Source organism: Sinisalibacter aestuarii (assembly GCF_027923545.1).
Taxonomy (GTDB): domain Bacteria; phylum Pseudomonadota; class Alphaproteobacteria; order Rhodobacterales; family Rhodobacteraceae; genus Sinisalibacter; species Sinisalibacter aestuarii.
In genome coordinates this window covers 137725-162162 of record NZ_BROH01000003.1, presented here as the reverse complement: position 1 = coordinate 162162, position 24438 = coordinate 137725, and the positions used below count along the sequence as shown (strand labels likewise).

Sequence of the window (24438 nt, the reverse complement as noted above, 5' to 3'; positions counted from 1 at the left end):
TTCTCTGTTCTACAAATACCTTGCTGGGGTGTGGGGGTGCAAAACCCCCACTCCACGCTTGCCAGCCGCGCGCCCCTCGCCTATCTCGCGCCACATGACACAGACACTCCACATCGTCGGTGGCGGCATGGCCGGCTCCGAAGCCGCCTGGGCCGCCGCGAAAGCGGGCCTCACCGTGGTCATCCACGAGATGCGCCCGAAGGTCGCCACCTTCGCCCACCAGACTGGCAAGCTCGCCGAGATGGTCTGTTCCAACTCGTTCCGCTCCGACGACAGCGAGCAGAACGCGGTGGGGCTGTTGCACTGGGAGATGCGGGCCGCCGGCTCGCTGACGATGGAGGCCGCCGATACCCACCGCCTGCCCGCCGGCGGCGCGCTGGCGGTCGACCGTGAGCCGTTCTCGCAATATGTCACCGACAAGCTGCGCGCGCTGCCCAACGTCACCGTGGTGGAGGAGGAAATCACCGCCCTCCCCGGCGACGGCCACTGGATCTTCGCCACCGGCCCGCTCACCTCGGAAGCGCTCGGCGCGGCGATCATCGCCGAAACCGGCACCGAGCGGCTCGCCTTTTACGACGCCATCGCGCCCATCGTCTATGCCGACAGCATCGACATGGATGTCGCCTGGATGCAGTCGCGCTACGACAAGGGCGAGACCGAGGAGGAGCGCAAGGCCTATCTCAACTGCCCGATGACCAGGGACCAGTATGAGGCCTTCATCGACGCGCTGATGGGCTCGGACAAGGCGCCGTTCCACGAGGGCGAGGAGGCGAAATATTTCGACGGCTGCCTGCCGATCGAGGTGATGGCCGAGCGCGGCCGCGAGACGCTGCGTCACGGGCCGATGAAGCCGGTGGGGCTGACCAATGCCCACAAACCAGACGAGAAAGCCTATGCCGTGGTCCAGCTGCGCCGCGACAATGCGCTCGGCACGCTCTACAATATCGTCGGCTTCCAGACGAAGATGAAATACGGCAGCCAGACGGAGGTGTTTCGCATGATCCCCGGGCTGGAAAATGCCAGCTTCGCCAGGCTCGGCGGCATCCACCGCAACACCTTCATGAACTCGCCCACCCTGCTCGACGGTGAAATGCGGCTGAAATCGAAGCCCCATATCCGCTTTGCCGGGCAGGTGACCGGCGTGGAGGGATACGTGGAATCCGCCGCGATGGGCCTGCTCGCGGGCCGGCTCGCAATCGCCGAGCTTTCGGGCAAATCCCTGCCGCCGGTGCCCGCCACCACGGCGATGGGCGCGCTGGTCAGCCACATCACCGGCGGAGCCGAGGCCAAGACCTTCCAGCCGATGAACGTGAATTTCGGGCTGTTTCCACCGGTGGACGGGCTGAAAGGCGGGCGGCGCGGGCGCAAGGACCGCTACAAAGCCTATACCGACCGGGCGAAAGCCGACTGGCAGGGCTGGCTGGGCGCGGCATAAGCGAAATCTTTCCAGGATTTCGCCCCGGTTTCTTGGAATGAAACCGTGCCGCTTGCTGCCTCCCGCCCCGCCCCCTAGCCTGCGCCCATGATCACCCGCTTCGCCCCCTCGCCCACCGGGCTCCTGCATCTCGGCCACGCCTTCTCGGCGCTCACGGCATGGGACATGGCGCAGGCGGCGAGCGGGCAGTTCCTGCTCCGGATCGAGGATATCGACAGGCCCCGCTGCAAACCGGACTTCGAGCAGGCAATTTACGACGATCTGCACTGGCTCGGCCTCACCTGGCCCATGCCGGTGATGCGCCAGTCCGACCGGCTGCCCGATTATGCCGCCGCGCTCGACCGGCTCACCGCAATGGGCCTCACCTATCCCTGCTCCTGCAGCCGCGCCGATATCCGCGCCGCGCTCTCGGCGCCGCAGGAGGGCGCGCAAGGCCCCGATGGCCCGCTCTACCCGGGCACCTGCCGTGGCCGCCCGATGGAAAGCCGCCAGCCCGGCGATGCGATCCGGCTCGACATGGCGAAAGCCACGGCGCTGACCGGGCCGATTACCGTCACCGAAACCGGCCCCGGTTTTCACGGCATCCGCGAACACGAGCCTGCGGACATGGTGGACACCATCGGCGACGTGGTGCTCGCCCGCAAGGATATCGGCACCTCCTACCACCTCGCCGTGGTGGTGGACGATGCCGCGCAAGGCATCACCCATGTGGTGCGCGGCGAAGACCTCTTTGCCGCAACCCCGATTCACGTGCTGCTGCAACGCCTGCTCGCCCTGCCCACGCCCACCTATCACCACCACCGCCTGATCCGCGACGAAGCCGGCAAGCGGCTCGCCAAACGCGACGATGCCCGCGCCATCCGCCACTACCGCGCCGAGGGCCGCAGCCCCGCCGAAATCCGCGCGCTTGTCGGCCTTCAGGCTTTCATCTTGCCATAAATATCCCGGGGGTCCGGGGGCTGGCCCCCGGCCCTGCCCGCACCGCTATGCCATCGGCTCCATGATCACGACTTCCTCGAAGTCGCGCACCGCGGTGTAGAAACACGAGCGCCGGTTGGTGTGGCAGGCCGGGCCTTCCTGCTCGACCAGCACCAGAAGCGCGTCGCGATCGCAATCCACCCGCATCTCGACGAGGTTCTGCACATGGCCGGAGCTTTCGCCCTTCACCCAGAAGGCCGACCGAGAACGCGACCAATAGGTCACCCGGCCGGTCTGCAGCGTGCGCGCGACGGCCTCGGCATTCATCCAGGCCAGCATCAGCACCTCGCCGCTATCCGCCGCCTGCGCCACCACCGGCACCAGCCCCGCCTCGTTGTAGTTCAAGCTCGCCGGATCGAAGCGCATCGCCATCCCTTTCCATTTCCGCCCGCGCCTCTTATCTAGAGACAAGCGCGCGGAGGGGAAAGCCATGACTGAGCAAAGCCTCGAACAGCTCTACTCAACCCAGATCCTCGCCTTGGCGACGGATATTCCCCATGCCGGGCGGCTTGCCGCGCCGGCGGCCAGCGTGAAGAAACGCTCGCCGCTCTGCGGCTCCACCGTCACTGTCGATCTCGTCGCCCGAGATGGCCGGGTCGCCGAGTTCGCGCAGAACGTGAAGGCCTGCGCACTCGGGCAGGCGTCGGCCTCGGTGCTGGGGCGCGTGGTGATCGGGCTTGACCGGGCCACCATCGCGGCCGGGCGCGCGGCGCTGTTCGCCATGCTCACGCAGGACGGGCCAACCCCGCCCGCCCCCTTCGAAGGGCTGGAAGTGCTGCGCCCGGCCCAGGCCTACAAGAACCGCCACCCCTCGATCCTGCTCGCCTGGGATGCCACCCTTGCCGCACTCGACGAGGCGAGCGCCAGCGCCGGGGCGTCATAAAAAAACCGCCGCGCTCCGGGACGGGAGGCGGCGGTCAGTGATGCGGGTTCGGTTCCGAAATCCGGTCAGGACAGAGGCAAAAAACCGGAGGGACAGGTGGCGGCCGGAGCCGCCGGCATCTCTTGGGACAGGCGATGCGGGAACCGGGCAATCCGCAGGCAGAATGGGTCAGTCAGATCAGGCCGGGCAGTTGCAGCCCGTCATAGAGCACCACCATCAGGCCAACGCCGCCGGCAATATCCTGCCAGATGGTGGCAGAAGACCGGTCGAGGACGGCTTTGATCTCTTTCAGCATGGCGGGCTCCTGCTCTCGAAGGTGCCGGAATGTTCCGGCTGTGTTCTTTGTTAACCATTTGTTCTCACAAATCCCGCCCGTCTGTAAAGAACTTTTTAAGAACAAAAGCGAACTTTTTGTTCTTCCGAGCCTAACCGATTGAAATCAAACGGATCGCCTCGTCTTGCCGCATCAGCCAGAGCAGCACGCGGGCCGCCTCGCCGCGCTTCGAGGTCAGGCCGGGATCTTCCCGGAGCAGGTTGCGCGCGTCGGTCTGGGCCACCGCCATCAGCGCCGCCTGCGTCTCCAGATCGCCCACCCAGAAGCGCGGCAGGCCCGATTGCGCCGTGCCGATCAGATCGCCCGCGCCGCGCATGGCCAGATCTTCCTCGGCGATGCGGAAGCCATCTTCGGTCTCGCGCAGGATGCCGAGACGGCGCTCGCCGCCCTCGGTGAGCGGCGGCTGATACATCAAGAGGCAGGTCGAGGCCGCCTGCCCCCGCCCGACGCGCCCGCGCAACTGGTGAAGCTGGGCAAGGCCGAAATGCTCGGCCCGCTCGATCACCATGATCGAGGCGTTCGGCACGTCCACCCCCACCTCGATCACCGTCGTGGCGACCAGCACAGAGGTGTCGCCCCGCTCAAAACCGGCCATCGCCGCATCTTTCTCCGCCGTGGGCAATTGCCCGTGGACCAGCCCGACAACCCCCTCGCCAAGCTCCGCGCGCAGCATCCTGAAGCGTTCTTCGGCGGCGGTCAGTTCGCTCAGCTCGCTTTCCTCGACCAGCGGGCAGACCCAATAGGCCTGCCGCCCCTCGGCGATGGCGGCGCGCAGCCGCTCCACCACCTCGCCGATCCGGCCGGTCGAGACCATGGCGGTGGCGATCGGCTTGCGTCCCGGCGGCTTTTCGTCGAGCACGCTCACATCCATATCGCCATATTGCGCCAGCGCCAGCGAGCGCGGGATCGGCGTGGCCGTCATCACCAGCACATCCGTCACCTGCCCCTTGGCGCCGAGACGCATCCGCTCGGCCACGCCGAAGCGGTGCTGTTCGTCAACGATGGCAAGGCGCAGATCGTGGTAATCCACATCGTCCTGAAACACCGCATGGGTGCCGACCAGGATATGGATATCGCCCCGCGCCAGCGCCTCCAGCTTCGCCGCGCGCTCGCGGCCCTTGTCGCGCCCGGTGAGCATTTCCACCACCACCTCTGCGGCCTCGGCCAGCGGGCGGAGCGCGGCAAAGTGCTGACGGGCGAGGATCTCGGTGGGCGCCATCATCACCCCCTGCCCGCCGGCCTCGACGGCGACCAGCAGCGACAGGAAGGCCACCAGCGTCTTGCCCGCGCCGACATCGCCCTGCAACAGCCGGTTCATCCTGAGGCCCCCGCCCATATCGGCGGCGATCTCCTCCATCGCGCGCTCCTGTGCGGCGGTGGGCCGGTAGGGTAGCGCGGCGAGCACCTTGGCGCGCAGATGCCCGTCGCCCTGGCTCACCCGGCCCTTGCCGCGCCGCACCCGCTGGCGGGCCAGCGCAAGGGTAAGCTGGTGGGCGAAGAACTCGTCATAGGCCAGCCGGCGTCGCGCCGGGGCCTGCGGGCTGAGATCGTCGGGGCCCTCCGGGGCATGGGCGATGGTCACCGCCTTGTTCCAGGCCGGCCAGTGCTCGCGCTCCAGCAGGTTCGGGTCAATCCATTCGTCGAGCGGTTTGACCCGCATCAGCACCTCGCCCACCGCGCGCAGCATCAGCCGCTGGGTGACGCCGGCGGTAAGGTGATAGACCGGCTCGAAATCGGGGATCTGCTCGGCCTGGCCGGGGCGCAGAATGTAATCGGGATGGACGATCTGGGCGATGCCGTCGAACAGCTCGACCTTGCCCGAGACCACCCGGCGCTGGCCGGTGGGAAGCTGCTTTTGCAGCCAGTCGCCCGCCGCGTGGAAGAAGACGAGCTGAAAGGTGGTGAGCGTGTCGCGCACCTCCACCCGGTAGGGGCCGTTGCGGCTGCGTGGCGGGATGTGCTGGCCCACCTCGACCTCTACGGTCACCGTGGCGGGCGCCACCACCTCCTGCACCGAAGCGCGAAAGCGCCGGTCGACCCCGGAATAAGGCAAGGAAAACAACAGATCGCGCGGCAGTTCGATGCCCAGCCCGGCAAAGGCCTGCGCGGTTTTCGCGCCCACGCCGCCCAGCGTTTCAAGCGCCGCGAAGAGCGGAAACAGGATTTCCGGCCGCCCGGTCATGCGTCGCCGATGAGGACGAGCCAGCCGTCCTCGTCGATGGTTTCGACGCCAAGTTCGGCCGCCTTCTTCGCCTTCGATCCGGCCCCCGGCCCGGCGATCAGCAGATCGGTCTTCGCGCTCACCGAGCCCGCCACCTTGGCCCCGAGCGCTTCGGCCCGCACCTTGGCCTCGGCGCGGGTCATCTTCTCAAGCGTGCCGGTGAAGACGAGCGTTTTGCCCGCCACCGGGCTGCCTTCGGTATCGGGCTGTTCCGCCGCGATCACCTCAAGCTCGTCCGCCAGCCGGTCGATCGAGGCGCGCTCGGCCTTCTGGTGGAAGGTGGTCACCAGTGCGGATGCCACCGCCACGCCGATCCCGTCGATGCCCACCAGCTCGTCCCAGGCCGCGCGCGCACCCTCGGGCAGCGCCGGCCCGGCCTCCCACACGCTCTTTTCGGTCTCCGAAATCCGCGCGCGCCGCCCCTCATGCGCCGCTGCCGCCCGTTCCTCCTCCACCGCCGCGCCTGCGGCGAGATGGCGTTCCCCCGCCGGTCCGGCGGCATCGAGCGCGGCGATGAAGGCGGCCCATGTGCCGTAATGGCGGGCGAGATCGCCGGCCACCACTTCCCCCACATGGCGGATGCCGAGGCCGAAGAGCAGCTTGCCGAAGGGGATGCGGCGGCGCTCCCCGATGGCGGCGAAGAGGTTCTGCGCCGATTTCTCACCCCAGCCCTTGACCTGCGCCAGCGGCTTGCCGGCGAGGTGGCGGATACCGGCGATCACATGATCGGCGTTATCGTCCTCCACCGGCACGCCGGAACTGCGCAGCATCTCGGCGAGCCTGTCCAGAAGCTCCGCCCCGCGCTCGGGATCGGCAAGCTGGCGCTCGATCCGGTCGCGCGGATCGGCGGTGAGCCGGTCGGGGTCGCCGTCGCGCTCTTGCAGGCGGAAAATGTCGGCGGGTTCCGAGATGCGGCAGGTATAGTAGAAATATTCCACCTGCTTGGCCCCCAGCCCCTCGATATCGAAAGCGCCGCGCGAGACGAAATGCTTGAGCTTTTCCACCGCCTGCGCCGGGCAGATCAGGCCGCCGGTGCAGCGGCGCACCGCATCGCCCTCTTCGCGCACCGCGTCCGAGCCGCATTCCGGGCACAGATGGGGAAAGGTGTAGGGCGCGGCGGTTTTCGGGCGCCTGGCAAGGTCCACATCCGCCACTTTCGGGATCACGTCGCCGGCGCGGTAGACCTGCACCCAGTCGCCGATCCGGATATCCTTGCCGCCACGGATCTCGTTGCCTTTCGAATCCCGCCCGGCGATGTAATCCTCATTGTGCAGGGTGGCGTTCGACACCACCACGCCGCCGACCGTGACCGGATGCAGCCGCGCCACCGGGCTGAGCGCGCCGGTGCGGCCGACCTGAATGTCGATCCCCTCAAGCCAGGTCCAGGCCTTTTCGGCGGGGAATTTGTGGGCGATGGCCCAGCGGGGCGTGGTCGAGCGGAAGCCGAGCCGGGCCTGCAGCGCGAGGTCGTCGACCTTGTAGACCACGCCGTCGATATCGTAGGGCAAGGTCGCGCGTTGCGCCTCGATCGCGGCGTAATGGGCGAGCATCTCATCGGTGCTGTGGCAGAGCCTGGTGAGCGGGTTCACCGTAAAGCCGAACCCGGCGAGCCGGGCGATGGCGGCGGACTGGCTCTCGGCCAGCGGTTCGGAAAGCGCACCCCAGGCATAGGCGAAGAATTTCAGCGGGCGGGCGGCCGTCACGCTCGCATCGAGCTGGCGCAGGCTGCCGGCGGCGGCGTTGCGCGGATTGGCGAAGGTTTTCTGCCCCGCCGCCTCCTGGCGGGCATTGAGCGCGGCGAAATCTTCGTGGCTCATATAGACCTCGCCGCGCACCTCCAGAAGCTCCGGCGCATCGGCGATCTGTTGCGGGATTCCGGCAATCGTGCGGGCATTGGCGGTGACGTTCTCGCCCTCGCTGCCATCGCCGCGCGTGGCGGCCTGCACCAGCCGCCCGTTCTCATAACGCAGCGACAGCGAGAGCCCGTCAATCTTGGGCTCGGCGGTATAGGCGAGCGGCGCATCGGCGCCGAGGCCGAGAAAGCTGCGCACGCTGTCGTCGAAATCGCGCAGTTCTTCGTCACTGAACACATTGGCGAGCGAGAGCATCCGCACCGCGTGGCGCACCTTGCCGAAGCCCTCGGCAAGCGCGGCACCGACCTGCTCCGACGGGCTGTCGGCCCGTTTCAGCGCGGGAAAGCGCGCCTCGATCGCGGCGTTCCGCTGCCGGGCCGCATCATATTCCGCATCGGAAATCTCCGGCGCGTCCTCGGTATGATAGGCACGGTTGGCGCGCGCGATCAGCGCGGCGAGCCGCGCCAGCTCGGCTTCGGCCGCCTGTTCGTCCAATGCCTCGACGGCGGTGGTTTCAAACCCTGTTCCGGCCACGTCATCCCCCCGGCTGTCGCTGTCTTTCCGGTTTAGGCCGCGGCTTGCGCCCCGTCCAGACGGAACCGCCGGCAAGCGGTGGCAGGCGGGTCGTCGCGCCGGGCACGGCCTGGTGATGGCGCGCGCGGGCGGCAAAGCCGGGGACCGATCTGCCGGATCACCGCCCATCCGGGCGGGGGTGGCCCGGCACCGCTCGCGCGCATGCCGGGCCGGGAGGGAACGGGTTTCGGTCCGTCAGGCGCCGAGGGCGAGCGGGCTGTCCATCATCTCCGGTTCCGGGTCGCGCAGCACATAGCCCCGGCCCCAGACCGTTTCGATGTAATTGTCGCCGCCGGTGGCGGTGGCGAGCTTCTTGCGCAGCTTGCAGATGAACACGTCGATGATCTTCAGCTCCGGCTCGTCCATCCCGCCATAGAGATGGTTGAGAAACATCTCCTTGGTCAGCGTGGTGCCCTTGCGCAGGCTCAGCAGCTCCAGCATCTGGTATTCCTTGCCGGTCAGATGCACCTGCTTGCCCTCGACCTCGACCGATTTCGCGTCGAGATTGACCGCGACCTTCCCGGTCGAGATCACCGCCTGCGAATGGCCCTTGGAGCGGCGGATGATGGCATGAATGCGCGCCACCAGCTCCTCGCGGTGGAAGGGCTTGGTCATGTAATCGTCGGCGCCGAAGCCGAAGCCCTTGAGCTTGTCTTCGGTATCGTCGGAGCCGGTGAGGATCAGGATCGGCGTGGCGATGCGCGCGGCGCGAAGCTGGCGCAGCACCTCAAGGCCGTTCATGTCGGGCAGGTTCAGATCGAGCAGGATCAGATCGTAATCGTAGAGCTTGGCCAGGTCGATCCCCTCTTCCCCAAGGTCCGTCGAGTAGACATTCAGGTTCGCATGGGTCAGCATGAGCTCGATCGAGCGCGAGGTGGTGGGGTCATCTTCCACGAGCAGGATGCGCATGTTTTGTCTCCGCAGATTTCCGTTCGGTCGATGAACACCTTGGACGGTAAAGGTTAACGGCACGTTACCGTTGCGGAACTTTTAGCGAATACTACCTATGGTTGTCTATATCGCTGCACCGCCGTGGCCTTCAGCGCTGCCTCGCCATGCTGCGCCACCGCCGCCCGCCAGCCGGCGAATTCCTCTTCCGACAGCCCGTAAGTTTTCAGCGCTTCCGCCTCGCCGATCAGCCCGGCCGCCACCCCGCGCACCACGGCGGCCTTGCGGCTGGCCACCCAGCGGCGGGTGTCGGCCGGGGGGAAGATCGGCGCGGGTCATCACCGTTCCATCGGCCAGGCGCACCGCGCGCGGGCCATCGACTTTTTTCAGATACATCACTTTGCCTCGTGCTCTGCGCCCGGCACGATGGCGGATCGGGCTTAACGGAGGGTGAAGCCCGGCCTTGTTGTTGCGTCGAATTTTCCTATATTGCGTCCTTCTCCTATGCACGCGGCCAGGATCATGACGGCAACACTCACCGATACCCCCCTGAACTCGCTCGGTTTCGCCAAGAGCCCGGCGGATACGCGCGTGGTGGTGGCGATGTCGGGCGGGGTCGATTCGTCGGTTGTGGCGGCGATGCTGAAGGACGAAGGCTATGACGTGGTCGGCGTCACGCTCCAGCTTTACGATCACGGCGCCGCGCTGGCCAAGAAAAACGCCTGCTGCGCCGGGATCGACATTCACGATGCCCGCCGCGTCGCCGAAGAGATGGGCTTTCCGCATTACGTGCTGGATTACGAGAACATCTTCAAGGAAGCGGTGATCGAGGAATTCGCCGACAGCTACCTTGGCGGCGCCACCCCGGTGCCCTGCATCCGCTGCAACGAGCGGGTGAAGTTCAAGGATCTGCTGGCGACCGCGCGCGATCTTGATGCCGATTGCATGGCCACCGGGCATTACATCCAGCGTTTCGAGGGCGCGCGCGGGCCGGAATTGCACCGCGCCGCCGACCCGAACCGCGACCAGAGCTACTTTCTGTTCTCGACCACGCCGGAGCAGCTTGCCTTCCTGCGCTTCCCGCTCGGCCATCTGAAAACCAAGGACGAGACCCGGGCGCTGGCGCGTAAATTCGGCCTCGACGTGGCCGACAAGCCCGACAGCCAGGATATCTGCTTCGTCCCCGACGGCAATTATGCCGGCGTGATCGAAAAGCTGCGCCCGGGGGCTGCGGAGCCGGGCGAGATCGTTCATGCCGATGGCCGGGTGCTCGGCACGCATGATGGCGTGATCCATTACACGATCGGCCAGCGCCGGGGGCTGGGTATCGGCGGGCTGGCCGATCCGCTCTACGTGGTCAGGCTCGACGTGGAAAACCGGCAGGTGATCGTCGGCCCGAAAGAGATGCTCGCCACCCGGATCGTGCCGGTGCGCGAGATCAACTGGCTCGGCGATGCGCCCTTCACCTCGCAGGCCGAATGGCATCTGAGCGTGAAGGTCCGCTCCACCCGCCCGCCGCGCGAGGCGATCCTGCGCCCGCTCTCCGAGACCGAGGCGGAGGTGGAACTGCTCACCCCGGAGGAAGGCGTGAGCCCCGGGCAGGCTTGCGTGTTTTACGCCCCCGAGGGCAGCCGCGTCTTCGGTGGCGGCTGGATCTGGGCGGGGCGCTGACGAGAATCCCGGTTTCTTGGTAAGAAACCGGGGCGAAATCTTAGAAAGATTTCGCCCTTCCCCTGCGTCAGGCGCCGCCTGACAGGTCGATCATCGCCGAGAACTCGGCCTGACAGGCCACCTGCCCGTCGACCGTGGCCTTGCCGGAAAACTTCCAGACTTTCGAGCCGGGGCCGCCGCGCAGCGTGGTGATGTCCATCCGCAGCACATCGCCAGGCACCACCTTGCGGCGGAACTTCACCCCGTCGATCCCCATGAAATAAACAAGCACTTCCTTGTCGACGAGATCGAGCGAGAGGGCGACCATCACCGCCGAAGTCTGCGCCATCGCCTCGACGATGGTCACCCCGGGCATGATCGGCGCCGCCGGAAAATGACCCTGGAAATGCGGCTCGTTGACCGTGACCATCTTGATCCCCACCGCGCTTTCATTCGCCACGATGTCTTCCACCCGGTCGATGAAGAGGAACGGGTAGCGATGCGGGATGCAACGCTTGATCAGGTCGATATCGGCCGTGGTGGGAATGTCGGTCATCCGGGATGTCTCCTCGTCGTGGTCTGCAGGCGCGGCTTCACTGCGCGTCGGTGTCCTGGGGTGTCTCGTTCCCGTCAGGTGCGGGGGCCTCGGTCTCGCCGGGGCCATCATTGCCGATCGGGGTGCCCTCGCCCAGAACCGCGTCGATCTGGGCAATCGCCTCGTCGGTGATGTCGATATCGGTGGCGGCCAGCAGGATTGCGCGGCGGTCGAGGATCATCACCGCGCCACGGGCACGCACCATCGCGCCGAGGATCGGGCCGATTTCGTCGAAGAACTCCGCCTGCGCCGCCTCGATGCGGTCGCGCAAGCCCGACTCAGCCTGTTCGCGTTGCGCCCGAAGCGATTGAACCTTCTCATCGAAGGCATTGGCAAGACTGCGAAATTCTTCGGTTGAAAGCGTCGGGCGCTGCTCGGTGAGCTGCTGTTCCTCGTCTTCCAGCGCCGCTTCGATGGCGCGGGTCTCTGCCGCCATTGCGTTCGATTCCGCCTCCAGCTCGCGGTTCACCCGCTGGCCGAAAAGCGTGCCGGAAAACAGCCTGTCGCGGTCGATGGTGAGGATCGGCGAAACGATGCGGCCCAACTCCTGCGCCCGCGCCATACCGGGCGCGGCAACCACGAAGATCGCCGCGCAAAGCATTGCAATCGCAAGAAATTTGCTCCGTGCGACGCCCATGATGGCGCCCCGCTCAGAAGCCCGTCGAGATGGATACGCCGAAGCGCTGCTCCACGTCGTAGGCTTCTTTCATGAACGGATAGGCATAGGAGAAGCGCAGCGGTCCGATGGGCGTTTCCCAGTACAGCGCGGCACCGCCCGAGGCGCGGATATACAGATCGTCATCCACGCCCGGCGAATTGTCGAGCCCCCAGACCGAGCCCGCATGCACGAACACGCCGCCGGTGATGTTGTATTCCTCCGGCAACCCGATCGGGAAGCGCGCTTCCAGCCGCGCCGCGCCGTAGTAATTGCCGCCAAGCGCATCGTCATCGGCCGCCGCCAGATCGCGCGGACCCATGCCGTAGGAGCCGAAGCCCAGCACATCGTCGGGCGACATCATGAAGCGGTCGGTCACCCGGGTGCCCGCCCCCGACATCGTCCGGATCATCCCGCCTTCGACCGTGGCCGAAAGGGTGATCGAATCGTTGATCGCGGTGGTGGTCACGTTGGCCAGCGCCGTCGCCTTGGCATATTGGCTGTCGGCCCCGAGGCCGCCCACCGTGCCGGCGACTTCGCCGTAGAAATTCGTCGGATTCCCAAGGCCGTTGCGGCGGGTGTCGAAGCTGTATTTCGCGCCGGCATATCCACCATACTGGAAGCCGCGCGCCTGCTCGGCCAGCATCGTCGGCGAGTTGCCGACATAGTTCATCACTTCCGCGCCCTCGACGCCGCCCAACACCCGCAGGCGCCCGGTTTCCGACAGCGGGAATTCGAGGCTCGGCTCAACCGCGAACTGGCGGCTGTCGAACAGCCCTTCCTGCCAGGTGGTCTGGTTGTAGAAGCCCGAGAAGCCGAGGCGCAGATCGCGGCCGAACAGGTTCGGCTCGGCGAAGGAGACGGCATAGTTGCGGTTGTCGAGCCCGCCGGAGAATTCGAGGTTCAGATACTGGCCCCGGCCGAGGAAGTTGGTCTCGGAGAAGGCGAGCATGAAGCCGAAGCCCTGCCCCAGCGCATAGGTCGCGCCGAAGGAGAAGGCGCCCGTGCCCTGCTCTTCCACGTTCACATCGACGATCACGCTGTCGCTGGACGATCCCTCGCGCGCCTGCACATCGACATTGGCGAAATAGCCGAGCGCGCGGATGCGCTCCGCCGCGGCGCGGATGGCGCGCGGGTTGAACGGATCGCCCTCGACGGTGGTGAATTGCTGGCGCACCACGCGGTCGAGCGTGGTTTCGTTGCCCTCGATGTCGATCCGTTCGACCACGATGCGCGGACCGCGCACGATGGTGAAGGCGATATCGAGCGTGCCGTCGCGCTCGTTGCGGGTGATGCGCGGATCGACGCGGACGAAGCCATAGCCGTCCTGCTGGAGCTGCTTCTCCATCCGCGCGGTGGCGCGGTCGACCACGGCGGGGTTGTAGGTCGCCCCTTCGCGGATGCGCGCCAGCCCCTCGAAGGCCGCCGGGTCGATGCCCTCGACCTCGGTCGCGGTGCTGATCGCGCCGAAGGAGAATTGCTGGCCCTCGCGAATCTCGTAGGTGACGAAATAGCCGTCTTCCTGCGGCGCGACTTCCGAGGTCACCGCCACGGCGTCGAAATCGACATAGCCGCGCGAGGCGTAGAAATCGGCGAGAAGCTGTTTGTCGAACTCGACACGGCCCGGATCGAACGTATCGGCGCTGACGAAGAAGCGAAGGATGCCGGCCTGTTTCGAGCCGATGACCCGGCGCAGGCGGGCATCGGAGAAGGCGCGGTTGCCGGTGAAGGTGATGCGCTCGATCTCGGTGTTCTTGCCCTCGACCACCTCGAAGACGAGGTCGACGCGGTTCTGCGCCCGGCGAATGATGACGGGCTCCACCTGGGCGGCGATCCGGCCCTTGTCGGCATAGGCCTGGGCGATGGTCTCGGCGTCCTGCTCGGCGGTCGCCGGGTTGAACACATAGCGCGGTTGCGATTGCAGCAGCGCGAGAAGCTGATCGTCCTTCAGGGCCTTGTTGCCCTCGATGTTGATGCGGTTGATCAACGGGAATTCGGCGACCTTGACCACCAGCGTCGAGCCACGCGGATCGACGGTCACGGTGTCGAACAGGCCCGAGGCCACGAGGCGCTTATAGGCGTCGTTCAGTTCCGCCGCGCTCACCGGTTCGCCACGGCCGAATCCGAGATAGGTCATCACCGTGTCGGCCTCGATCGCGTCGAGCCCTTCGATCTGCACGGCGGTGAACGAATAGGTCTGCGCCGCCGCCACTGTCGGCAAAAGCGCCGAAGTGGTTGAAATCCCCATAAAAGCCGCCACGATGGCCGGCTTGAGGAAGGTGGTGGACTGCAACCTTAGTTTGGCCGCGACGTGCTGCTCTTTATACGTCATCTAGTTATCACCCGCGCAAGCATCCCAGTCCCTTGTGTCGATACCGGGAATAACTCCAAGAGTCAAAACGTGAAAAGCATTGGGCGCGGGGGTGTTGCCCCGCGCCCATAGGTGCCAATCCGATGCTGTTCACAGGCCCGTCGCACCGGGCCGTGGCGGGGCTCAGTTGAGCAATGTCCCGACATAGGCGCCCGCCGCGAGCGCAAAGGCGATGGTCGCGCCATAGAGCAGGCGATCCCAGTTCAGATTCATCAGGAGCGAAAGCCCGCGATAGCTGTGTTCGATCTGTTCCATGTCGACCTCTGCTCTTGGATGGACGAAAGCCGTTCAACACATATCTAGGAATCGAATATGGCGGCAGGGTTGCCGTAATGGGGCATTTTGATGGCGCCCCGGCGCGGTAGCCTGCAGCCTATGTTACGGGCAGAGCAGATCGTTGGCGAGGCCCAGCACCATGATGCCCAGCACCAGCGCCAGCCCGATCATCGTGAGGAAATTCAGAGCCTTGTCGGAGGGCGCGCGGCCGGTCACCGCTTCCCAGGCGTGAAACATCAGATGGCCCCCATCGAGCACCGGGATCGGGAACAGGTTGAGCAGCCCCACCGCCGTGGACAGAACCGCCACGAACCACAGAAAGCTGGCCGAGCCCTGGCTCGCCGCTTCGCCGGAGGTTTCGGCGATGGTGATCACCCCGCGCAGATTGCAGCTCGAAATCGCGCCGGTCACCATGTGCCAGATGCCGGAAATCGACGCCTCGATGATATAGGCGACGGTATCCACCCCGCCCTTCGCCGAGGCCCAGAGGCCCGGATTCTCGGTCGCCGGCTCGAAGACGAGACCGCCGCCGATGCCGATCAGCCAGCGGGTTTCGTAGCCGCCATCGGCGGTGGGCAGATCCCGGGGCAGCGGTGTCAGGGTGATGTCCAGCGCCGCGCCGCCGCGGTTGACCCCCAGCGTCAGCGGTGCCCCCCCTCCGGCTTCGACAATCGCCTGCAGATCGGTGAAGGTCGCGATCGGGGTGCCGTTCACCGTCTCGATCAGATCGCCCGGCTCAAGCCCGGCATCGAAGGCCGCCGATTGCGGCATCACGCTGTCGACGATGGGCGGCTGCGGATGCAGTGCCTGCAGGGTGATCTCGGCACCACCCCGGCGCACCGTCCAGTCGAGCGGGCTTTCATTCGGCAATCCGGCGACGAAATCGCCGAATTCGGCCAGCGGCGGGATCGCCTGGCCGTCGATGGCGACGATCTCGTCGCCCGGCTCCAGCGTGCCCTCGACACCGGCCACCGGCTTCAGTTCCGCCACCGTGAGCGGATCGCTGGCCACGCCGGAATAGAGCGCGATCGCGGCGAAAATCACCGCCGAGAAGATGAAATTGGTGATCGGTCCGGCAGCAACGGTGGCCGCCCGCGCCCAGAGCGGCGCGCCGTGGAGGGTCGAGCGGCGCTCGGCGGCATCCATCTGCGACAACGCTCCGGTATCAGCCGAGCCGGAGGCGGCATTGGCATCGCCGTGAAAGCGCACATAGCCGCCCACCGGCAGCGCGGCGATCTGCCAGCGCGTACCGCGCTTGTCCATCCGGCTCACCAGCACCGGCCCGGCGCCGATCGAGAACACATCCGCCTTGATCCCCGACCAGCGGCCGACGAGGTAATGCCCAAGCTCGTGGATGAACACGATGGGAATCAGCGCCAGCAGAAACGCAATCAGCGTCAGCGTCAGGTTTCCGAATGACGGGATCAGGCTGCCCAGGTCCATCAACTGCTCCTTCGTCCGGGCTCAGGCCCCGGCTTCAATCATGTCTTTCGCGGTCTTGCGGGCCATCTGGTCGGCCGCGCGCACGTTATCAAGGGTAATATCGGCATGAATAAGGCTGGAATCGCCCGACAATTTCGTGAGCACCTCTTCCACCAGCTCCGACATCCGCACGAAGTTGATCCGGCCCGCGATGAACCCGTCGAGCGCCGCTTCCTTGGCGGCATTGAACACCGCGCCCGAAAGCCCGCCCTCTGCCATCACCTCGCGCGCCAGCCTCAGCGCCGGCCAGCGCCGCTCGTCGGGGGCGCGAAATTCGAGCTGGCCGATGGCGGCAAGATCGAGCCGCTCGACGGGCAGCGCCTTGCGGTCGGGCCAGTTCAGCGCATAGCCGATGGCATGGCGCATATCGGCGGGGCCGACATGGGCCATCAGCGCCCCGTCATTGAAGCCCACCAGCGCATGCACCAGCGATTGCGGATGCACCAGCACCTCGATCCTGTCGGGTGAGACGCCGAAATATTCCTTGGTTTCAATCAGTTCCAGCGCCTTATTGAACATCGACGCCGAATCGATGGTGATCCGCTGGCCCATATCCCAGTTCGGGTGGCTCGATGCCTGTTCCAGCGTCGCGTCCGCCAGCTTTTCGATCGGCCAGTCGCGAAAGGCGCCGCCCGAGGCGGTGATGATGATCCGCTCAACCGCGTCCATCTCTTCGCCCACCAGGCCCTGGAATACCGCCGAATGCTCGCTGTCCACCGGCAAAAGGCGCGCACCTTTGGCCTTGTTGGCCTCGACGGTGGCCAGCACCAGCGGCCCGGCGGTGACGAGGCTTTCCTTGTTGGCGAGCGCCAGAGTCGCGCCCTCTTCCAGCGCGGCGAGGCCCGGCGGCAGGCCGGCGGCGCCGACGATGGCCGACATCACCCAATCGGCGGGGCGGCGCGCGGCCTCTTCGATGGCGGCTTCGCCGGCGGCGGCCTCGATGCCGGTGCCCGCGAGCGCGTCGCGCAACTCGGGCAGGTTTTCCTCATGCGCCGTCACCGCCACCTGCGCCTTCAGGGCACGGGCCTGTTCGGCGAGCCGGGCGATGTTATGCCCGCCCGTCAGCGCCACGACCTCGAAAGCCTCCGGGTCACGGGCGATCAGGTCGATGGTGGACAGGCCGATGGAGCCGGTCGAGCCGAATATGGAGATGCGGCGGGTCATGACGTCCAGATTACATAGGCAAAGGTAAGGATGCCGGCCAGCGCCGAGGCAGCGACCAGAGCGTCGAGCCGGTCGAGAAAGCCGCCATGGCCGGGGATGAGGGCAGAACTGTCCTTCACCCCGACCCGGCGCTTCATCGCGCTTTCGGCGATGTCGCCCATCTGCCCGGCAAAGGCGAGGCCGACAGCGGCGGCGGCCCCGGCAAGCGGTGTGCCCTGCTGACCCAGCACGAACCAGCCGAACAGCGCCGCCCCGACCCAGCCCGCCACCGTGCCCGACCATGTTTTCTTCGGGCTCACACGCGGCCAGAATTTCGGCCCGCCGATCAGGCGGCCCGCGAAATAACCGAGAATGTCGGAGATCGCCACGATCACCACCAGAACGACAACGCCGATCACGTCGAATTCCAGATAGGCGAAGACGAGGTAGAGCGCGCCGATCAGCACCATCAGCCCATAGCCCGCCCAGATCAGCCGCCCGCCATTCAGAAGCACGGCCCCGGCGAGGAGCGGCAGGGCGAGCCCGATGGCGAGCCCGGCGCCGAGACGCCCGGCAAGCGCATCGGCCAGCATCGCCCCCTCGCCCGGAGGCGGCACGCCAAGGCCGCCCCAGAGCGCCACGGCCAGCGCCAGCGGCAGAAGCACAGGCGACAGCGCCAGCGCGATCCGGCGAACGCCGCCGATTCCCGGCCGGCACAAAGCCGCCAGCTCCCAGAACATCACGAAGGTGACGAGCAGGGCGAACAGGCTCCACACCACGCCACCCGCCGCCAGCGCCAGCGCGACGACGGCCACCATCGCCACGGCAGACATCACACGGGTGGACAGATCCGACCAGGCGGAAGGGGTGTCAGCCATTCTTCACCCCGCCGAAGCGGCGGTCGCGCCCGGCGTAGCTGGACACGATCCCGGCAAAGATCTCGGCGGTGAAATCGGGCCAGAGCGTCTCGATGAACTCGTATTCCGCATAGGCCGATTGCCAGAGCAGGAAGTTGGAAATCCGTGCCTCGCCCGAGGTGCGGATCACCAGGTCGGGGTCCGGCAGCAGGCAGGTATCGAGGTATTTCGGCAGGGTTTCCTCGTCGATGCTCTCGGGGTCGAGCTTGCCCGCCGCCACGTCTTCGGCCAGCCGCTTGGTGGCGCGGGCCACCTCGTCGCGCCCGCCGTAATTGATGGCGATGGTCAGGTTCACCCGGTCGCATTCGGAGGTGAATTCCTCAAGCTCGTCCATCAGCTTGACCAGCGCCTTGTCGAGCTTCACGCGGTCGCCGATGAAGCGGACGCGCACGCCCTCTTCCTTCATGTCGCGCGCTTCTTTCTGGATATAGCGGCGGAACAGGCTCATCAGCCCCGCCACCTCGGTCTGGGTGCGCTTCCAGTTCTCGGTCGAGAAGGCGAAGATGGTGACGTATTTCACCCCGAGATCGGGGCAGGCCTCGACGATCTCGCGCACCCGCTTGGCGCCGGCATGGTGGCCGAACAGCCGTGGGCGGCCACGCTGCTGGGCCCAGCGGCCATTGCCGTCCATGATGATTGCAACGTGGCGCGGACCTGCCGCGAGAGGCTCCGCCGCCACGGCCTTGCCGCGCGCCTTTGCCTTGCCCTTGCTGCCGATACCTTTGATCACATGTCTCTCCTGCCGTGTCCCGACGCGTAGCCGCGTCAGACCTGCATGATTTCTTCCTGTTTGTGTTCCAGCATCTTGTCGACATGGCCGACATAGGTGTCGGTCAGTTCCTGGATCGAATCCTGCCAGAACTTGTGGTCGTCGTCCGACATCCCTTCCTTGCCGCGCTTGAGCTGGTCCATGCCGTGATGGCGCACGTTGCGCACCGCCACGCGGGCCTGCTCGGCATATTGCGCGGCGACCTTGGTCAGCTCGCGCCGGCGCTCTTCGTTGAGCTCGGGGATCGGCAGCATGATGATCGTGCCATTGGTCTGCGGATTGATCCCGAGACCCGATTCCATGATCGCCTTTTCAACCTTCTGGACCAGCGACTTGTCCCACACATTGATGGTGACGAGGCGCGGCTCGGGCACGTTCACGGTGCCGACCTGGTTGATCGGCGTGATCGCGCCATAGGCATCGACCGAGATCGGCTCGACCATCGAGGCCGAGGCCCGACCGGTGCGCAGGCCCTGAAATTCGTATTTCAGCGCATCGAGCGCACCTTTCATCCGGCGCTCAAGATCGTCGAGATCCAGTTCAAACTCTTCGGTCGACATGGGTTTGCCCTTCTGTTGCCGCTCGCGTGTTCCGCGCGAGGTATAGCGTCAATGCAGTTCGAATGTATAGCCTCGGCGGGTGCGGAGCGGGTGTTTTCCCGGCGCGCGGCGGATTTGCGCGCGCCGCCCCCTGCCCGCCGCGGATCAGCCCTTCACGGTGGTATAGGTGCCGTCGCCCGCGAGAATGGTGCGCAAGCCGCCCGGCTCGTCGAGCGAGAAGACGATGATCGGCAGGTGATTGTCGCGCGCCAGCGCGATGGCCGAGGCATCCATCACCCCGAGCCGCTTGGCCAGCGCCTCGTCATAGGTGACGGTCTCGTAGCGCTTGGCGTCGTCGAACTTGTTGGGGTCCTTGTCGTAGACCCCGTCCACCTTGGTGCCCTTGAAGATCGCCTCGCAGGCCATTTCCGAAGCGCGCAAAGTGGCGGCTGTGTCGGTGGTGAAATAGGGGTTGCCGGTGCCGGCGGCAAAGATCACCACCCGCTTCTTCTCAAGATGGCGTACCGCGCGGCGGCGAATATAGGGCTCTGCCACCTCGTCCATCCGGATCGCGGTGATGACCCGGGTAAACACGCCCAGGCCCTCCAGCGCCGATTGCATCGCCAGCGCGTTCATCACGGTCGCCAGCATCCCCATGTAATCGGCGGTGGTGCGTTCCATCCCCTGCGCCGAGCCCGCAAGCCCCCGGAAGATGTTGCCGCCCCCGATCACCATGCAGATCTCAACGCCCAGATCGTGCACCGCCTGCACCTCGCGGGCAATGCGCTGAACTGTGGGCGGATGCAGGCCGTAGCCCTGCGGCCCCATCAGCGCCTCGCCCGAGATTTTCAGCATCACGCGCTTATATGTCGGTTGCGGGGCGTCGGGGGTGGTTTCGGTCATAGGTCCGCCATGTCTTGGGGGTGGAATTCGCTGGGCCGCAAAATGTCGGAAAACGCGGCCGGGTTCAATGCGCGAATGGCGCGGGCCTAGCCAGAACCTGAGAAACGGCGCGCGTTCATGCCCGGGTCACGTCGTGGTCGTAGATCCAGTCGAACCGGCCAAGCACCCGGTCGGGCGCGGCGCGGTTGGCCAGGCGCAGCGCCGTATGCCCCAAAGCGCGCAGGAGCGGGTTGGCGTAATGGTAGTTGCGCGCATTGCCGTTGGCCGCCTCGATGACATTGACCACACGGTGACGCCGCCGCGCCTGATAGAGCGCCGGTCCTTCGTCGATCCCGGCGACCCCGAGCGCGTCAGCCAGCACCCAGGCATCTTCCAGCGCCATCACCGCACCCTGTGCCATGAAGGGCAGCGTCGGATGCGCCGCGTCGCCGAGGATCGCCGCACGGCCCTTGTGCCACTGATCGGCCACCGGGTGGCGGTGAAGCCCCCACAGATGCACCTTGTCGACCCGCGCCAGCAGATCGCGCACGGGCCGGGCAAAGCCCGCGAAGGCGGTGCGCAGATTGTCGGGATCGTCGCGGTGATGCCAGCCCTCGTCGGCCCAGGCCGCGCGCTCCTCGACGGCGACGATATTGACGATCGAGCCGCCGCGCAGCGGATAATGCACAAGGTGGCGCCCCGGCCCCATCCAGACCCGCGCCTCCACCGGCTCGCCGCCCTCGGCGGGCACCAGCGCACGCCAGGCCACCTGCCCGGTGAAGAAGGGTTTGCGCACGCCGTTCAGCGCCACCCGCAACAGTGAATGCAGCCCGTCCGCGCCGACGACAAAACCCGCCTCGCGGCTGCCCTGCCCCTCGATCTCGATCAGCGTCGATTGCGGGCCGAGATCGACACGGGTCACCTGCGCCCCGGTCTCGACCTGTACGCCCGCCGCCCGCGCCGCCTCTTCCAGCAGGCCCAGCAGATCGGCGCGGTGGAACAGCAGAAAATCCTTGCCCGGGCGCAGCCCCGCCAGATCCATCCGCACCACCTCGCGGCCCGAGGGGCCATCGGCGAGCACCACCGCCCGGCTCGCCATCGACCGCGCCCGCGCCGTGGCGCCGAGGCCGAGCGCATCGAGCACCGCCACGCCATTGGGGCTGATCTGCAATCCCGCGCCCACCTCGCCGATCTCCGGCGCCTGCTCCAGCACCGTCACCTTCGCCCCGCGCGCGGCCAGCGCCGTGGCCGCGGCAAAGCCGCCGATGCCGCCACCCAGAACGGTGATCTCCTGCCCAATCAGCATGTCGTCCCCCCGATACAAAAACACCGGAGCGTCGCCGCCCCGGTGCCTCACATGATCCTACATCGCCATCGGCTCAATCGTCCCGATGCACCTTTTCGCGGCGCTCGTGGCGCTCCTGCGCTTCGAGGCTCAGCGTGGCGATCGGGCGGGCATCGAGGCGCTTGAGCGAGATCGGCTCGCCGGTTTCCTCGCAATAGCCGTATTCGCCCTCTTCGATCCGGCGCAGCGCCGCGTCGATCTTGGCGACGAGCTTGCGCTGCCGGTCGCGGGTGCGCAGTTCCAGCGCCCGGTCGGTCTCTTCCGAGGCGCGGTCGGCCAGATCGGGAATGTTGCGGGTGGCTTCCTGCAATCCCTCGATCGTGTGCTTGCTGTCATCCAGCAACTCGGCCTTCCAGGCCAGCAGCTTGCGGCGGAAATATTCGAGTTGTCGGTCGTTCATGAACGGCTCGTCCTCGGCAGGACGGTAATCGTCCGGCAGGAAAGTTTCCGCTTTCATCCCTGGCTCCTTATGCTCGCCGGCGACCTCGGTTTTCTCAATCGATTCACTCGTCTCGGCCATCCGGTTCCCTCCTGCGCGCCCCTTTAGCCCACCGCCCCCAGGTTGTCACTACACAAAGCGTGCCCGCGACGGTTCGCCCCCCGGGCGGCCCCGCGGCTGGCCGCACTTGTGCGCTGAAAACTGGGCCAAATTGCGAAATAACCAAGGAAATCAAAAAAGCGTTCGGCGGATTACATGCGGGGTTGCAGCGGCGCCACAGGCTGGGCGCTTGCCATGCCGCGCGGCTGCGCCTACCAAATGAGCCAAAGGGGTTCCCATGACTTTTGCCAGCACCGACACCTACATCGCCACCGAAGACCTGACCGTCGCCGTCAACGCGGCGGTGACGCTCGAACGCCCGTTGCTCGTAAAGGGCGAGCCCGGCACCGGCAAGACGGAGCTGGCCCGGCAGGTGGCGCAGGCGCTCGGGATGGAGATCATCGAGTGGCACATCAAATCCACCACCCGCGCCCAGCAGGGGCTTTACGAATACGACGCGGTGAGCCGGCTGCGCGACAGCCAGCTTGGCGACGAGCGCGTCCATGACGTGGCCAACTACATCCGCAAGGGCAAGCTCTGGCAGGCTTTCGAGGCGGGCGAGCGGGTGGTGCTGCTGATCGACGAGATCGACAAGGCCGATATCGAGTTTCCCAACGATCTGTTGCAGGAGCTCGACCGGATGGAATTCCACGTCTATGAGACCGGCGAGACGGTGCGCGCGGCGCATCGCCCCGTGGTCATCATCACCTCGAACAACGAAAAGGAGCTGCCCGACGCCTTCCTGCGCCGCTGCTTTTTCCACTATATCCGCTTCCCCGACATGGAGGTGATGAAGGCCATCGTCGAGGTGCATCATCCCGGCATCAAGGAGCGGCTGCTGACCACGGCGCTCACCCAGTTCTACGAAATCCGCGAACAGGCCGGGCTGAAGAAGAAGCCCTCCACCTCGGAGGTGCTCGACTGGCTGAAGCTGCTGCTGGCCGAGGATCTCGACGCCGACGATCTCAGGCGCGACGCCACCACCGCCCTGCCCCGGCTGCACGGCGCGCTGCTGAAGAACGAGCAGGACGTGCACCTGTTCGAGCGGCTGGCCTTCATGGCGCGGCGCGAGCGGTGATCGCGGGGCGGGCGTGGGCGAACATCACCGCGTTGCCCGCCAGTGCCAGCGCGAGGCCGAGCACGCCACTCCAGTGCCAGCGATAGCCTTCGAACAGGGTCGACAACCCGAGGGCTACGATGGGGAACAGCACCGTCGCATAGGCCGCGCCCGAAGAACCGATCCGCGCCACCAGCAACAGGTAGGTGGTGAAGCCGACGATCGAGCCGATCACCGAGAGATAGACCAGCGCCGCGAGGTAGCGCCCGCCGGGCGGCATCACCGGGGCTGTGCCGGTGACGGCAAGGATAGCCAGCAGGATCGCCGCGCCATAGACCATGCCCCAGGCATTCGCCGTCACCGGCGACAGCCCCGCCGCGCTGTTGCGGCGCGAGACCATGTTGCCGAGCGAAAAGAACAGCGTGCCCAGCGTGGCGAGCCCGATCCCCTTTGCCGCGCCCGGCCCGGCGCTGCCGAGAATGTCGGGCCCGAACAGCAGCGCGATCCCGGCACCGCCGAGCGCGCCCGCGACGAGCACCCGCGCGGTGATCCGGTCGCCGAAGAACAGCCGGGCGTTCAGCGCGTTGAAGATCGTCGCCAGCGAGAAGATCACCGAGACGAGGCCAGAGGGCACATAGGCGGTGGCGGCGTAGAAACACAGGAAATTGAGGCTGAACAACATCAGCGCCTGCGCCACGATCCACGGTTGGTGGCGGCGTGGCGGCAGGTGCAGCCGCCCCATGAGCGCCAGCCCGGCGACGAACACCGCCCCCGCCAGCGCGAAGCGGTAGAACACCGAGACCGGCACCGGCACCGGCACCGGGCCGACCTGGAAGGTGATGGCAAGCCAGGTGGAGCCCCAGATCAGCACTGTGGCGATGAACAGACCGAGATTGGCGGCAGACATGGCAAGCCTTTCGTTGCGTCGCGCCACCCTAGCGCGCGTCGCGGGCCTGGTTTTGCACGATCTTGCGCAAATCGTCCGGGCCCGCACTTTTCGACGCTTTTGCCCGGCGGCGCGAGCGGCTAGCTTGCCGCCAACACGCGACCCGAC

23 protein-coding genes and 1 pseudogene are annotated in these 24438 nt (G+C 66.5%); 5 read left to right on the top strand and 19 right to left on the bottom strand.

Translation table 11 applies throughout. The features are described from left to right. The first annotated feature begins 94 nt into the window (after positions 1-94). Both trmFO and gluQRS read left to right on the top strand, forming a co-directional pair. Complete coding sequence (gene trmFO, locus QMG28_RS07570; RefSeq protein ID WP_281841612.1) at positions 95-1435, top strand: methylenetetrahydrofolate--tRNA-(uracil(54)-C(5))-methyltransferase (FADH(2)-oxidizing) TrmFO; 1341 nt, start codon at positions 95-97, stop codon at positions 1433-1435. 87 nt (positions 1436-1522) lie between these two features. After that, the gene (gene gluQRS, locus QMG28_RS07565; RefSeq protein ID WP_281841611.1) at positions 1523-2374 is read left to right on the top strand and encodes a tRNA glutamyl-Q(34) synthetase GluQRS; all 852 of its coding nucleotides are present in this window, start codon (positions 1523-1525) and stop codon (positions 2372-2374) included. 45 nt (positions 2375-2419) lie between these two features. Here gluQRS and hisI read toward each other — a convergent pair whose 3' ends face one another. Beyond that, positions 2420-2779 (bottom strand): phosphoribosyl-AMP cyclohydrolase, encoded by a 360-nt coding sequence (gene hisI / locus QMG28_RS07560; protein WP_281841610.1) that lies wholly within the window; start codon positions 2777-2779, stop codon positions 2420-2422. Between the two features lie 64 nt (positions 2780-2843). Here hisI and QMG28_RS07555 point away from each other — a divergent pair, with 64 nt between their 5' ends. Beyond that, positions 2844-3296, top strand: coding sequence for an iron-sulfur cluster assembly scaffold protein (locus tag QMG28_RS07555; RefSeq protein WP_281841609.1), 453 nt, complete (start codon positions 2844-2846; stop codon positions 3294-3296). Between the two features lie 172 nt (positions 3297-3468). Here the strand turns inward: QMG28_RS07555 and QMG28_RS07550 are convergent, their stop codons facing one another. The 5 genes and pseudogenes from QMG28_RS07550 to sciP form a co-directional block, all read right to left on the bottom strand. Continuing rightward, positions 3469-3591, bottom strand: coding sequence for a hypothetical protein (locus tag QMG28_RS07550; protein ID WP_281841608.1), 123 nt, complete (start codon positions 3589-3591; stop codon positions 3469-3471). 130 nt (positions 3592-3721) lie between these two features. Beyond that, positions 3722-5812, bottom strand: coding sequence for an ATP-dependent DNA helicase RecG (gene recG / locus QMG28_RS07545; RefSeq protein WP_281841607.1), 2091 nt, complete (start codon positions 5810-5812; stop codon positions 3722-3724). Next, a complete protein-coding gene (gene ligA / locus QMG28_RS07540; protein WP_434784431.1) occupies positions 5809-8238 on the bottom strand; it encodes an NAD-dependent DNA ligase LigA in 2430 nt (809 codons plus the stop codon). Before ligA ends, recG begins: the two co-directional genes overlap by 4 nt. 234 nt (positions 8239-8472) lie before the next feature. After that, on the bottom strand, positions 8473-9186 hold the full coding sequence (gene ctrA, locus QMG28_RS07535; protein WP_281841606.1) for a response regulator transcription factor CtrA: 714 nt from the start codon (positions 9184-9186) through the stop codon (positions 8473-8475). 95 nt (positions 9187-9281) lie between these two features. Further along, positions 9282-9561, bottom strand: a pseudogene (gene sciP / locus QMG28_RS07530) (CtrA inhibitor SciP). A 126-nt stretch (positions 9562-9687) separates the two neighbouring features. Here sciP and mnmA point away from each other — a divergent pair. Further along, complete coding sequence (mnmA, locus tag QMG28_RS07525; protein ID WP_281841605.1) at positions 9688-10836, top strand: tRNA 2-thiouridine(34) synthase MnmA; 1149 nt, start codon at positions 9688-9690, stop codon at positions 10834-10836. 67 nt (positions 10837-10903) lie between these two features. Here mnmA and fabZ read toward each other — a convergent pair whose 3' ends face one another. The 12 genes from fabZ to dksA all read right to left on the bottom strand — a co-directional run bounded on the left by fabZ (position 10904) and on the right by dksA (position 22246). Then, complete coding sequence (fabZ, locus tag QMG28_RS07520) at positions 10904-11371, bottom strand: 3-hydroxyacyl-ACP dehydratase FabZ (protein ID WP_281841604.1); 468 nt, start codon at positions 11369-11371, stop codon at positions 10904-10906. Between the two features lie 37 nt (positions 11372-11408). Further along, complete coding sequence (locus QMG28_RS07515; RefSeq protein ID WP_281841603.1) at positions 11409-12011, bottom strand: OmpH/Skp family outer membrane protein; 603 nt, start codon at positions 12009-12011, stop codon at positions 11409-11411. A 49-nt stretch (positions 12012-12060) separates the two neighbouring features. Then, a complete protein-coding gene (gene bamA / locus QMG28_RS07510) occupies positions 12061-14397 on the bottom strand; it encodes an outer membrane protein assembly factor BamA (protein ID WP_281841602.1) in 2337 nt (778 codons plus the stop codon). 162 nt (positions 14398-14559) lie between these two features. Further along, positions 14560-14691, bottom strand: coding sequence for a hypothetical protein (locus QMG28_RS07505; RefSeq protein ID WP_281841601.1), 132 nt, complete (start codon positions 14689-14691; stop codon positions 14560-14562). A 123-nt stretch (positions 14692-14814) separates the two neighbouring features. Further along, positions 14815-16155, bottom strand: a complete 1341-nt coding sequence (rseP, locus tag QMG28_RS07500; RefSeq protein ID WP_281841600.1) for an RIP metalloprotease RseP — start codon at positions 16153-16155, stop codon at positions 14815-14817. A 21-nt stretch (positions 16156-16176) separates the two neighbouring features. Next, positions 16177-17358, bottom strand: a complete 1182-nt coding sequence (dxr, locus tag QMG28_RS07495; RefSeq protein ID WP_281841599.1) for a 1-deoxy-D-xylulose-5-phosphate reductoisomerase — start codon at positions 17356-17358, stop codon at positions 16177-16179. Beyond that, positions 17355-18215, bottom strand: a complete 861-nt coding sequence (locus QMG28_RS07490; protein WP_281841598.1) for a phosphatidate cytidylyltransferase — start codon at positions 18213-18215, stop codon at positions 17355-17357. Before QMG28_RS07490 ends, dxr begins: the two co-directional genes overlap by 4 nt. Further along, entirely contained in the window at positions 18208-18933 is a 726-nt protein-coding gene (gene uppS / locus QMG28_RS07485) for a polyprenyl diphosphate synthase (RefSeq protein ID WP_281841748.1), read from the bottom strand. The genes QMG28_RS07490 and uppS overlap by 8 nt, the downstream gene beginning before the upstream one ends. Before the next feature lie 86 nt (positions 18934-19019). Further along, on the bottom strand, positions 19020-19583 hold the full coding sequence (gene frr / locus QMG28_RS07480; RefSeq protein ID WP_281841597.1) for a ribosome recycling factor: 564 nt from the start codon (positions 19581-19583) through the stop codon (positions 19020-19022). Positions 19584-19727: 144 nt separating this feature from the next. Then, entirely contained in the window at positions 19728-20465 is a 738-nt protein-coding gene (pyrH, locus tag QMG28_RS07475; protein WP_281841596.1) for a UMP kinase, read from the bottom strand. Positions 20466-20580: 115 nt separating this feature from the next. Continuing rightward, complete coding sequence (locus tag QMG28_RS07470) at positions 20581-21750, bottom strand: FAD-dependent monooxygenase (protein WP_281841595.1); 1170 nt, start codon at positions 21748-21750, stop codon at positions 20581-20583. A 73-nt stretch (positions 21751-21823) separates the two neighbouring features. Beyond that, on the bottom strand, positions 21824-22246 hold the full coding sequence (dksA, locus tag QMG28_RS07465) for an RNA polymerase-binding protein DksA (RefSeq protein WP_281841594.1): 423 nt from the start codon (positions 22244-22246) through the stop codon (positions 21824-21826). Between the two features lie 319 nt (positions 22247-22565). Between dksA and QMG28_RS07460 the strand changes: the two genes are divergently transcribed. Next, a complete protein-coding gene (locus QMG28_RS07460) occupies positions 22566-23405 on the top strand; it encodes an AAA family ATPase (RefSeq protein ID WP_281841593.1) in 840 nt (279 codons plus the stop codon). Here QMG28_RS07460 and QMG28_RS07455 read toward each other — a convergent pair. Then, entirely contained in the window at positions 23383-24291 is a 909-nt protein-coding gene (locus QMG28_RS07455; protein WP_281841592.1) for a DMT family transporter, read from the bottom strand. The two genes, QMG28_RS07460 and QMG28_RS07455, sit on opposite strands and share 23 nt — an antisense overlap. Positions 24292-24438 lie beyond the last annotated feature (147 nt).

Bases quoted from the DNA above. Each gene is read 5' to 3' on its own strand.
- trmFO (WP_281841612.1), top strand. From the start codon at position 95: ATGACACAGACACTCCACATCGTCGGTGGCGGCATGGCCGGCTCCGAA.
- gluQRS (WP_281841611.1), top strand. From the start codon at position 1,523: ATGATCACCCGCTTCGCCCCCTCGCCCACCGGGCTCCTGCATCTCGGC.
- hisI (WP_281841610.1), bottom strand. From the start codon at position 2,779: ATGCGCTTCGATCCGGCGAGCTTGAACTACAACGAGGCGGGGCTGGTG.
- QMG28_RS07555 (WP_281841609.1), top strand. From the start codon at position 2,844: ATGACTGAGCAAAGCCTCGAACAGCTCTACTCAACCCAGATCCTCGCC.
- QMG28_RS07550 (WP_281841608.1), bottom strand. From the start codon at position 3,591: ATGCTGAAAGAGATCAAAGCCGTCCTCGACCGGTCTTCTGCCACCATC.
- recG (WP_281841607.1), bottom strand. From the start codon at position 5,812: ATGACCGGGCGGCCGGAAATCCTGTTTCCGCTCTTCGCGGCGCTTGAA.
- ctrA (WP_281841606.1), bottom strand. From the start codon at position 9,186: ATGCGCATCCTGCTCGTGGAAGATGACCCCACCACCTCGCGCTCGATC.
- mnmA (WP_281841605.1), top strand. From the start codon at position 9,688: ATGACGGCAACACTCACCGATACCCCCCTGAACTCGCTCGGTTTCGCC.
- fabZ (WP_281841604.1), bottom strand. From the start codon at position 11,371: ATGACCGACATTCCCACCACGGCCGATATCGACCTGATCAAGCGTTGC.
- QMG28_RS07515 (WP_281841603.1), bottom strand. From the start codon at position 12,011: ATGCTTTGCGCGGCGATCTTCGTGGTTGCCGCGCCCGGTATGGCGCGG.
- bamA (WP_281841602.1), bottom strand. From the start codon at position 14,397: ATGACGTATAAAGAGCAGCACGTCGCGGCCAAACTAAGGTTGCAGTCC.
- QMG28_RS07505 (WP_281841601.1), bottom strand. From the start codon at position 14,691: ATGGAACAGATCGAACACAGCTATCGCGGGCTTTCGCTCCTGATGAAT.
- rseP (WP_281841600.1), bottom strand. From the start codon at position 16,155: ATGGACCTGGGCAGCCTGATCCCGTCATTCGGAAACCTGACGCTGACG.
- dxr (WP_281841599.1), bottom strand. From the start codon at position 17,358: ATGACCCGCCGCATCTCCATATTCGGCTCGACCGGCTCCATCGGCCTG.
- QMG28_RS07490 (WP_281841598.1), bottom strand. From the start codon at position 18,215: ATGGCTGACACCCCTTCCGCCTGGTCGGATCTGTCCACCCGTGTGATG.
- frr (WP_281841597.1), bottom strand. From the start codon at position 19,583: ATGTCGACCGAAGAGTTTGAACTGGATCTCGACGATCTTGAGCGCCGG.
- pyrH (WP_281841596.1), bottom strand. From the start codon at position 20,465: ATGACCGAAACCACCCCCGACGCCCCGCAACCGACATATAAGCGCGTG.
- QMG28_RS07470 (WP_281841595.1), bottom strand. From the start codon at position 21,750: ATGCTGATTGGGCAGGAGATCACCGTTCTGGGTGGCGGCATCGGCGGC.
- dksA (WP_281841594.1), bottom strand. From the start codon at position 22,246: ATGAAAGCGGAAACTTTCCTGCCGGACGATTACCGTCCTGCCGAGGAC.
- QMG28_RS07460 (WP_281841593.1), top strand. From the start codon at position 22,566: ATGACTTTTGCCAGCACCGACACCTACATCGCCACCGAAGACCTGACC.
- QMG28_RS07455 (WP_281841592.1), bottom strand. From the start codon at position 24,291: ATGTCTGCCGCCAATCTCGGTCTGTTCATCGCCACAGTGCTGATCTGG.